Annotated in this window: 12 protein-coding genes; 10 read left to right on the top strand and 2 right to left on the bottom strand. The window is 36.9% G+C overall.

Features of this window, described 5'->3' with window-relative positions; all coding sequences use genetic code 11:
* On the bottom strand, positions 1-816 hold an 816-nt coding region (locus H5975_RS05705), incomplete at its 3' end, for a site-specific integrase (protein WP_204785245.1).
* 130 nt (positions 817-946) lie between these two features.
* On the opposite strand from H5975_RS05705, the gene H5975_RS05710 reads away from it, so the two are divergent.
* From H5975_RS05710 to H5975_RS05725, 4 genes are read left to right on the top strand one after another with little or no spacing between them, the layout of a single operon-like run.
* Entirely contained in the window at positions 947-2158 is a 1212-nt protein-coding gene (locus H5975_RS05710; protein ID WP_204785246.1) for a CCA tRNA nucleotidyltransferase, read from the top strand.
* Between the two features lie 2 nt (positions 2159-2160).
* Complete coding sequence (locus tag H5975_RS05715) at positions 2161-4065, top strand: ABC-F family ATP-binding cassette domain-containing protein (RefSeq protein ID WP_204785247.1); 1905 nt, start codon at positions 2161-2163, stop codon at positions 4063-4065.
* A gap of 10 nt (positions 4066-4075) precedes the next feature.
* A complete protein-coding gene (locus H5975_RS05720; protein WP_204785248.1) occupies positions 4076-5038 on the top strand; it encodes a thymidylate synthase in 963 nt (320 codons plus the stop codon).
* Between the two features lie 11 nt (positions 5039-5049).
* Complete coding sequence (locus tag H5975_RS05725) at positions 5050-5547, top strand: dihydrofolate reductase (RefSeq protein WP_204785249.1); 498 nt, start codon at positions 5050-5052, stop codon at positions 5545-5547.
* Here H5975_RS05725 and trhA read toward each other — a convergent pair.
* Positions 5536-6174: a PAQR family membrane homeostasis protein TrhA gene (gene trhA, locus H5975_RS05730; protein WP_239473158.1), complete on the bottom strand. Its 639-nt coding sequence runs from the start codon at positions 6172-6174 to the stop codon at positions 5536-5538. The two genes, H5975_RS05725 and trhA, sit on opposite strands and share 12 nt — an antisense overlap.
* Before the next feature lie 182 nt (positions 6175-6356).
* On the opposite strand from trhA, the gene H5975_RS05735 reads away from it, so the two are divergent.
* The 6 genes from H5975_RS05735 (at position 6357) to H5975_RS05760 (ending at position 10660) form a co-directional block, all read left to right on the top strand.
* Positions 6357-7199, top strand: a complete 843-nt coding sequence (locus H5975_RS05735; protein WP_204785251.1) for a DegV family protein — start codon at positions 6357-6359, stop codon at positions 7197-7199.
* A gap of 62 nt (positions 7200-7261) precedes the next feature.
* Positions 7262-8188 (top strand): SGNH/GDSL hydrolase family protein, encoded by a 927-nt coding sequence (locus tag H5975_RS05740; RefSeq protein WP_204785252.1) that lies wholly within the window; start codon positions 7262-7264, stop codon positions 8186-8188.
* 2 nt (positions 8189-8190) lie between these two features.
* Positions 8191-8781 carry a YpmS family protein gene (locus H5975_RS05745; protein ID WP_204785253.1) on the top strand — a complete coding sequence of 197 codons (591 nt, stop codon included), beginning with the start codon at positions 8191-8193 and terminating at the stop codon, positions 8779-8781.
* A 2-nt stretch (positions 8782-8783) separates the two neighbouring features.
* The gene (locus H5975_RS05750) at positions 8784-9008 is read left to right on the top strand and encodes a YozE family protein (RefSeq protein WP_204785254.1); all 225 of its coding nucleotides are present in this window, start codon (positions 8784-8786) and stop codon (positions 9006-9008) included.
* A gap of 16 nt (positions 9009-9024) precedes the next feature.
* Positions 9025-9897 (top strand): ribosome biogenesis GTPase YlqF, encoded by an 873-nt coding sequence (ylqF, locus tag H5975_RS05755; RefSeq protein ID WP_204785255.1) that lies wholly within the window; start codon positions 9025-9027, stop codon positions 9895-9897.
* Positions 9890-10660, top strand: coding sequence for a ribonuclease HII (locus H5975_RS05760; RefSeq protein ID WP_204785256.1), 771 nt, complete (start codon positions 9890-9892; stop codon positions 10658-10660). The genes ylqF and H5975_RS05760 overlap by 8 nt, the downstream gene beginning before the upstream one ends.
* The last annotated feature ends 138 nt before the right edge of the window (positions 10661-10798 follow it).

Consider the following 10798-nt stretch of genomic DNA (forward strand, 5'->3'; position numbering starts at 1 on the left):
ACCCGAAGCTTTCTCTTTAGTTAATAGGTTTTGATAATACATCATTGATGCAGGATCTAATCTCAAATGATCACGGAGTTGCTGTTGACTCCACTGAGGATGAGTGTCGATAAAATCAAGAACATATGATTGATGTAATTGTTGTGGTGATAGCTTAAATGGAATATTGATTTGATCTGCTTTTAAATATTTATGAAGACCTGCAAGGGAAAGGGAAGGATTTTGGAGATTGATGCGTTTTTTTAATAATAATTCATGTGCATGTTGTTCTTGTTGAAGTGGAGTAATCCAGTGTTGATACTTTGATTGAAAAATGTTTTCTTTCTCATTGGTGAATTTTAATTTTACAAACACTTCATAAAAACCGGGACGAAGGATTTCTTGAATGTCGTATCCATGAGCTAATAAAAGCAGGGTGACCCTTGTATACATACTTACTTGATCATTTTCTAATAATTGAGGAACATATTGATGCCATTTACGGTTGGTACTTAAGTTTACTGCTACGTTCTTACCATGAAAAGCAATGGTTGGAAATGATTTAATGACTTGATGGTCGACGAGAAATAGGAAATATTGATTGAGATGCGATAATTTTTTATTGTAGGTGCTTTGCGAAATGTTTTGTAAGGCAAAGTATGCGTGCAGGTCAGATTCTTGAATAAGTGGCAACGCATCTTGACCACCAAGATGCTGCTGGTTTTCCAAAAATGTAAAAAATTGATTGAGAGTACTGTCGTAATTATTAATTGTAGTTTTTGTGACGTGCTTATTTAATAACCAGGTATGAAATGTTTGATATAGTGGGTAAACCATCTTTTGTCTCCTTAGTTAAAAGTATAAATTTACTTTAACTAAATAATACAACAAACTCACTAAAAGAAACACAGCAACCAGAAAATTTGTTAAAATTAACAGAGTATACTAATTAATAAAGAGTGATTTGATGCAAATTAAACATTTACCAACATTGTTTGAACCTGCAAGGCCGGTTTTACAAAAAATAGAAGCCGCTGGTTATGAAGCGTATTTTGTAGGAGGATGTGTTCGGGATACAATCTTAGGGGACTCGATTCATGATATTGATATTGCAACCAGTGCATATCCCAGCGAAATTAAAGCGATTTTTAAAAGGACTGTAGATACGGGAATTCAACATGGAACTGTGATGATTTTAGATCATGGTACTGGTTATGAAACTACAACCTTTCGTACTGAAAGTGGCTACCAAGATTATCGTCGACCAGACAAAGTTACTTTTGTCCGCTCACTAAAAGATGACTTAAAGCGGCGTGATTTTACAATTAACGCTTTAGCCATGAAAGAAGATGGTACAGTAATTGACCTTTTTAATGGACTCTCCGATTTGCAAAATCAAATCATTAAAGCGGTTGGTAATCCTGAGGAACGTTTTCATGAGGATGCACTTCGAATGATGCGGGCAGTGCGCTTTGCTTCTAAACTGGACTTTAATATTGAAGATGCAACTCTTAAGGGCATCACAGATAATGGCGAATTATTAACAAAAATTGCTGTCGAAAGAATTGAAGTTGAATTTTCAAAGTTATTATTAGGATTGAATCCGCCAAAAGGGTTACAGTACTTTATCGACACCAATTTATACCAATATTGTCCTAATTTAATTAATTATAAAGACGCGTTACAGAAATTAGCTGATGCGCACAATTGGTCAATTATAAAAAATAAACAACAAGCCTGGTCGGTTTTAATTTATGCATTGCAACTAACTGATCGAGGACAAATTACATCATTTATGAAGCAATGGAAGTTGCCAAACGATTTAATTAACCATGTTCAAAAGGTCATTAAATTGGTTGATATAATTAAACAGGATCACGTTGATAATTTAGCACTATTTGAGGCGGGAATGGATGCTGTAAAATCAGCGGTCATCGTTGCTAAGTTTTTTGGTTGGCCACACCATGATTTAGTTGACCAATTTGATCGGTTACCGATTCAAGATAGCCATCAATTAGCTGTGAATGGTGGAAATTTAATTCAACAAGCAGGTATAAAGCCAGGACCTGAATTAGGGGAAGTCATTGCACGACTTCAAAGGATGGTTGTAAATGAACAATTACCGAATAATACAGAGGTTCTAATTCAAACGGCTAAGAGAATAATAGAGAAGGGTTAAAGATGCAAACATTACGTGCTGACGGCTTAACGAGTGTTTATGGAGAAAAAACACTTTTTAATAACATTTCCTTTATCATTAATGAAGGTGATCGTGTAGGACTAATTGGTACCAATGGTAGTGGAAAAACAAGTTTATTAAATGTGATTGCCGGAATCACCCATGCAGATTCTGGAACCATTACCAAGCCAAATGATTATACAATTGGTTATTTAGAGCAGAAGCCGGATCTAGATGAAAATAAAACAGTTATGGATGCCATCTTTGCTGGTAGCCAAAGAATTTTTAAAACAATTCGGTTGTATGAAGAAGCATTGATTAACTATAGTGAACACCCTAATGATAATAAAGCTATTGATCGGTTCACTAAGATGCAGGCACAGATGGATCAGGAAGATCTTTGGGAGGCAGAAAGCCAAGTTAAAACAATCCTGACTCAACTGAAAATTACTGACGACGATATGCAAAAGGTCATTGGTAATTTATCTGGTGGTCAACAGAAACGAGTTGGATTAGCGCAGGTTTTAATCCAGCATCCCGATTTATTGATGCTTGATGAGCCTACTAACCAATTAGATATTCCTTCTATTATGTGGTTACAAGATTTTCTAGCCAGTTATAAAGGGGCTGTTTTGGTTGTTACACATGATCGGTACTTTTTAGACCAAGTTACAAACCATATTTGGGAATTATCATTTGGTGAACTTTACCATTATGATGGTAATTATCAAGACTTTGTACGACAGAAAGCTGAACGGGTCGAATTGGCTGAAGAAAGTGAACGCAAACGTCAGTCTCTTTATAAAAAGGAATTGGATTGGATGCGTCATGGCGCTAAGGCTAGGAGTACTAAACAAAAAGGCCGAATTAACCGTTTTAATGACCTTAAAGATTCAATTGGTAAGTTAAAGACAGATGAAGATGTTCAGATTAACCTGGGGTCTCAGCGACTGGGAAAAGACGTTATCAAGGTTGAAAATGGGAACTTGCAGTTCAATCAGCAAACCATTTTGAATTACTTTAACTGGTTGGTTAAACCTGGTGACCGGATTGGTATTTCTGGAGCTAATGGTGCTGGTAAGTCAACATTATTAAACGTGATCGCTGGCAAACAGAAGCTAGATAGCGGGATCGTTAAAATTGGTGAAACAGTTAAACTTGGATATTACACCCAGCAAACTGAAAAGATTGATAAGGACAAACGTGTTATTAATTATTTAAGTGAAGTCGCTGACTCGATCAAGAATGCCAATGGTGAGCGTATTAGCGTCACAAATTTACTGGAAGAATTTTTGTTCCCACGTTTTATGCATGGAACACTGATCCGTAAATTATCTGGTGGTGAGCAAAGAAGGTTGTATTTACTGAAGATTTTAATGCAACAACCAAATGTTCTATTATTAGATGAACCGACAAATGATTTAGATATTTCTACTCTAACTGTCCTTGAGAACTATTTAGATGATTTTGATGGAACTGTGATTACTGTTTCTCACGATCGGTATTTCCTTGACCGGGTAGCTAGTCAACTGCTAATCTTCCAAGGTAATGGTGTGATTAAACCATATACCGGTAGATTTACTGACTATCTAAAGGAAGAGGCGCAAACTAAGTCCAAGCCTACTTCTACTTCTAAAAATCAACCTATCAAAAAGGCGTCTGAAAAACAGAATAGCCAGCAAAATAAAAAGACTAAATTAACTTATGCTGAAAAGCTTGAATGGGAACACATTGATGAGGAACTAGACAAACTTGACCAGCAACAAACGTCCATTGAAAACGAAATGAACAGTAGCGGAGATAATTATGAAAAGCTGGCTAAATTACAGAAACAGTTAAATGATGTCCAAAAGCAGATAGATGATAAAACCAAACGTTGGGAATACTTAAGTAATTACATTGAATAGGGAGATTATAATGGTTATTAATGAAAACGAACAGCAATACCTTGATCTAGCTCGATATGTGTTGGAAAATGGTCATCTCAAAGGGGATCGGACTGGGACTGGAACTCATTCGGTATTTGGCTATCAGATGCGGTTTGATCTCCAAAAGGGTTTTCCAATCCTGACCACAAAAAAAGTTGCTTTTGGGTTAATCAAAAGCGAATTATTATGGTTCTTAAGAGGAGATACGAATATTCGTTTCCTACTCCAACATAAAAACCACATTTGGGATGAATGGGCTTTTAAAAAATGGGTCACTAGTGATGAGTACCACGGCCCAGATATGACGGATTTTGGACATCGTTGGTTGCAAGATGCTAAATTTAAAGAACAATATTTAACCCAAAAGAAGCTTTTCTGTCAACGAATTTTGCAGGATGATGATTTTGCAAAAAAGTACGGAGATCTCGGGTTAGTCTATGGTAGCCAGTGGCGAAAGTGGAAAACTTCTCAGGGTGACACGATTGATCAAATTCAAAATGTTATCGATGAGATTAAGAAGAATCCTAATTCTCGAAGATTGATTGTGTCAGCGTGGAATCCTGAAGATGTTCCTTCAATGGCGCTCCCACCATGTCATACGATGTTTCAATTTTACGTTAATGATGGGAAATTGAGTTGCCAATTATACCAACGGTCAGCTGATATTTTCTTGGGGGTACCGTTTAATATTGCCAGCTATGCGTTATTAACTCACTTAATCGCTAGGGAATGCGGACTTGAAGTTGGTGATTTTGTACATACGTTAGGCGATGCGCATATTTATAATAATCACATCGAACAGGTTAAGGAGCAATTAATGCGTCAAGTTCATACCGCACCTGATTTAGTTTTCCCTAATGGGACCAAGCCATTGGACGAATACACCATGGATGACATTAAATTGGACCACTATGAACATGAACCGGCAATTAAGGCACCAGTTGCTGTATAAGGGGAAATATTATGAATCAGATATCTTTTGTATGGGCCGAAGACGAGGCAGGCTGGATTGGTAAAAATGGCCAATTACCGTGGCATTTACCAGTGGATTTGAAGCATTTTAAATCAGTTACAATGAATCACCCTGTAGTGATGGGAGCGAATACCTTCAAGTCCATTGGAAGTCCTTTACCTCACCGCGATAATATTGTGGTAAGTCACCGTTCGATTAATAATGATAAGATTATCAGTTTTTCATCAATTGACGAGTTAATGAACTATGTGAATAATCAATATCAAGATGAAGAAATTTGCATTATTGGGGGAGCTGGTATTTTTGAGCAAACTCAACAATATGTAAATGTTTTGCATCGGACGGTCGTCCAAGGTAATCACCAGGGAGACGTTAAAATGATCCCAATTGATTATCAAAAATGGCAACTGACTAATAAAAAAGAGGTTCCATCAACGGAAACCTCTATCCCTAATTGTCGGTTTGAAGACTGGAAACTAAACAAATAAGAGTACCGCAAAGTAAATAAAAGCTGAACCAGCTAAAACAAAGAAATGCCAAACTAGATGAGCGGTCCGTCGCGGAAAACTGTAGATAATTGCTCCAATTGTATAAGTTAATCCACCAACGAAAAGTAGGGCAAAACCGGTGTTTCCAAGATGATGCCAAAGTGGCCAAAATACAACAATGCATAACCACCCCATAATGACATATATTAGTGTTGACAAATTACTCTTATGTTTAAGCCAAATGCTCTTGTAGATGATTCCCAGAACGGCCATTGCCCATTCAATACCAAACAGGGTCCAGCCTAGCCAACCTTTAATAGCAACTAGACAAAATGGTGTGTAGCTAGCAGCAATTAAAATGTAAATAAAGCAGTGGTCTAAACGTTGAAATACCGGTTTAGCTTTAGTAAAAATTAAACTATGAAATAAAGTCGAACTGAGATAGAAGAGGACCATGACACTCCCTAAGATTGTAAAGGTGACAATTCGCATGGCACCACCACGGTGAACGGCAGTGATAATTAGTAATACTAAACCGGCAATTGATAGTAATGTACCAATTCCATGAGAGATAGCATTGAATACTTCTATTGTAACGTCGTTTTTAATAGTGTTTTTTTGAGTCAATTTGTGGATTTCCTTTCGTCTATACATTCTGTCAAAACATTTGGTATACTAGGGTAAGTATTTAATAAAGTGATTAAACTTTCTGTATGCTATATAATAGCTTACAAAGTATTAATATGTTAACATCTAGTTTTTGAAACTAGATACATTATAGCAAATTTTTTAGAAAGTGTGGCAAAACCATGTCAAAAATCAAAATTGTTTGTGATTCTTCAGCGGGGTTAACTGAAGAAGAAATAAAAAAATATGATATTACAATTGTTCCTTTGACAGTTATGATTGATGGGACAGTCTATACTGAACGGGAAACGATTACCAATGACCAATTTCCAGGTATGATGGAAAAGGCTAAAAGTCTTCCTAAGACTTCACAACCGCCAATTGGTAAGTTTGTGGAAGCATTTGATAAATTAGGTGCTGACGGAAGCCAAGTGCTTTGTGTTTGCATGATGGAATCCATCAGTGGAACTGTGCATGCTGCCGAACAAGCTGCTAATATGTCTAGTACAGATGTTACTGTAGTAGACTCCCACACTACTGATCGCTGCATGGCCTTTCAAATTATTGAAGCAGCGAAGGTTATTGAAAATGGCGGTTCTGTTGAAGATGCTGTTGCTAAAATGCAAGATGTTTTCTCAAAGTCTAAATTGTTTTTGGCAATCGATAAATTAGATAATCTGGTAGCAGGCGGAAGGGTCAACCGATTTGCAGGAACACTTTCTAAACTGTTAAATATCAAGGTAATGTTGGAAATTAAAGATGGTGAGATCACGATTGATAGTAAGGGTCGTGGTACTAAATATATCCATAAGACCTGGGAACGAATTTTAAAACAAATGGCTGATGGCCCTAAAGTAAAGGCAATTGGTATTTCGGACGTCCAAGCAACTAAGGAAGTGGCTTGGTTAAAAGAACGTCTAGAAAAACTTTTCCCAGACATCGATATTGTTGTTCGTGAAACAGTACCAATTATCGCTACTCATACTGGAATGGGTGCAAATAGCTTACATTACTACACTGAATAGCTAAAAGGAGGTTGGGGCATTTCCCCGACCTTTTTGAGTATTTCTAACTTCATGGTGAAATAATGAGTAAAACATTTAAAAAATTTTTGGGAATATTAATTGTAATTTGCTTGGTAATCGCTGGTTTATTGATTTGGCAAAAAAATATTTCAAACCATCAGCGTTCAACGAGTCATCCTACTAGGATTGTGAAGAAAAAAGTGCATTTAGTAGCTATCGGAGATTCTTTGACTTACGGTCAAGGTGATGAAGACCATAAAGATGGTTATGTTAGTTTAATTAAAGACCGCTTGCAAAATAAATTTCATAATCAAGTTACGACTGTTAACTATGGCGTTAGTGGTGATCGCTCTGACCAGATTTTACGGAGAATTAATGATCAAAAGACAATTCGACAAGATTTAAAAAGTGCTGATGTAATTGTGATGACTGTCGGAGGTAATGACCTAATGCAATCCTTGCAAAAGGATCTGATGACTAATTCAGAAAAGAATATTTCTCAAGATATCAATAACGCTGGAGAAACATATCAGGCTAAATTGAAAAAGCTATTTACTACCATCCGTCAGCAAAACAAGAAGGCCCCCATTTTTGTAATGAGTATTTATAATCCGGTATATACATATTTCCCACAAGTAGACACGATCAATTCGTCAATTAGTAAGTGGAATCAAATCACACAAAAAACACTTCAGGGTTATGGTCCATCCTATTTTGTGAATATTAATCATTTGATGTCATATGGTCAATATAAAACTGCAGCCCAACGTGAAAAACTAGTTCAATCATCTGAAAAAGTTAATAATGGTAAGGTCAGTCAGAAAGAGTTAATTGCTATTATGAATAAGCGTAAACACAATTTAAATGAATATATTTCAACCGACGATAATTTTCATCCTAATCATCGTGGATACCGTCAAATGACTTATAAACTGTATAAATCAATGGTTAAACATGATAGCTTCGAATATCAAAAGGTGGGAAATTAAGTATGAAAAAAAGAAATTATTGGAAATGGGCTTTTTGGGGACTAGTCTTAGTAATCTTGGGTTGTGGCCTGTTTTTATACGGACGTGTCACCGCTCCTGCTAGTGTTCCCACCGAGTCAAGCGCCCCTGCTAAAACAGACAATTCGTTTGAAATTAACCTAAATCGTGAACAGGTTAATGCTCTTTCTAGTAACTATTTGGATCGATTCCTAAAGGGCAATAACATTAAGTACCGATTTGTTGTTGGCAAGCAATATGCAACTGTAATTGGTACCACGAAGTTCTTGGGTGCTAAGGTGCAGTTTGCGATGAATTTTATTCCTGAAAGACAATCTAATGGGAACGTATTGCTTAAAGCAAAAGGATTATCAATCGGGCGGTTGAACTTACCGATTAAATACGTAATGGGTTATATCAAGAAACAATATAAGTTACCAAATTGGGTCTATGTAAATCAAAACCGGCGGACGATTTTGCTGGATTTGAATAAATATAGTAAGCATCATTCATTACATTATTCTGCAGAAAAAATAGATATCAAAAATGGAGAATTTCGTTTTCTAATTTCCATTCCTAAAAATGGAGGATTTTAAAAATGTATCGAACTAGTTTTTATCATTTTTTAATGACCTTGCGCCAACCAGATTTACCAAACGAGGTTGAACAGTTCGCAAATAATGCTTTTTTGGATACAACCTTTCCAAAACAGTCACAAAATTTTGACGAAATTTCAAATTATTTAGAAGAAAATGCCAATTATTTGCCATCAATGACAATTTTTGATGATGCATGGCAAATGTATTTAAACAAGATGGAATAGTAATAGGAGGTACAATATGGCAACTATTCAATGGTTCCCAGGGCATATGGCAAAAGCATTGCGACAGATTCGCGAACAAATGTCGCTTGTTGACATTGTTTTTGAATTAGTTGATGCACGGATTCCGTACTCTAGCCAAAATCCCGAAGTTGCACGGGCTGCTGGTGATAAACCACGGTTATTAATTCTAACTAAAACCGATTTAGCTGATCCTCAAGTAACTAAAGAATGGATTGATTATTTCAGTGAACATAATCAACCCGTATTAGCCTTGGATTCACGTAAACAAAACGTTTCCCGAATCGTCACTCGCAAGGCACAGACAATTCTGAAAGAAAAACTTGCACAGGAGGAATCTAAAGGCTTTAAGAAGCGTGCAATTCGTGCAATGTGTGTTGGTGTTCCAAATGTTGGTAAATCGACTTTACTAAACCACTTAGTTAAGAAAAATGTAGCAGCAACTGGAAATCGTCCAGGGGTAACAACTGGGCAACAATGGTTACGCTCGTCGGCTGAATTGGAATTATTAGATACTCCTGGTGTACTATGGCCAAAATTTGCAACCCAAAGACAAGGACTCATGTTAGCCTTAACTGGGGCAATAAAGGACAGCCTTTATCCTAAGGATGATGTTGCACTATTTGCACTACATTATTTGCGTAATCAACGGCTAGATGAATTAAAGAAACGGTACCGACTTAGTGAACAAGATGTTGCTGAAGATGTTAGTGACGCAGACTTATTATTAACGATTACTGCCAAAATGGGATTTCGTGATGATTATGATCGAGCAAGCGAACGGTTAATTTTTGACCTGCGAAAAGGCAAATTTGGTACTGTATCCTTAGAAAGTCCCGCTGATTTAGCAATGGAGCAAACCAATGAGTAATAGTCTTAGCGTACGTGAAGTTCAAGAGCGATTGAAGAAAGTCAAAACAATGAGTGATCCGTTTGTTCAATCTTTGTTGAATGATCCAAGAAAGGGTGTCCAAACGGCCCTGCAACAACTCAAGAATCGAATTGATAAACGCCAAGCGGCACAACAGGCTTTTAACCAACGATTTACATACGAAAAGGCCCTTTGGAATGCTGGTCACAAGTATGTTGCAGGAATTGATGAGGTTGGTCGGGGGCCACTTGCTGGCCCTGTTGTGACCTGTGCTGTGATCTTAGATGACAACTTTGATCTAATTGAAGTTACGGATTCAAAATTATTATCTAGACATGAACGTGAACAACTATACTTACGAATTGTTGATGAGTCGGTAGAAGTCAGTATTGCTGTTAATTCTTCAGAAGTAATTGATGAACTTAATATTTATGCCGCAACTCAACAAGCGATGATTCGATCAGTCAACAACCTAAATCATCGACCATCACACTTGATTGTTGATGCTGTTCCATTGGAAATTAACATCCCACAGACTACCCTAATCAAAGGGGACAGGAAGAGCATCAGCGTCGCTGCAGCCAGCATTGTTGCTAAAGAGTACCGGGATCATTTAATGGCTGACTATGCACGTTTGTATCCTGGCTATGGTTTTGACGAGAATATGGGCTACGGTACTAAACAGCACCTAGCTGGTTTAGCAAAATTAGGAGCAACTCCCATTCATCGTAAAACTTTTGCTCCCGTACCTAAATATTTATAAAATTTAATGATAATTAAGACTTCTTTCGTTTATCCTAAATTTCAAGAATAAGTTAGCCACTGGACTCAAATAAATAATACTGACCAATTGATTATTGGTTGATGGAGCTGTGATATCTCTTGGTAGAAGGCCTTACGA

It is taken from the genome of Limosilactobacillus coleohominis (assembly GCF_016901675.1).
GTDB classification, from domain to species: domain Bacteria; phylum Bacillota; class Bacilli; order Lactobacillales; family Lactobacillaceae; genus Limosilactobacillus; species Limosilactobacillus intestinavium.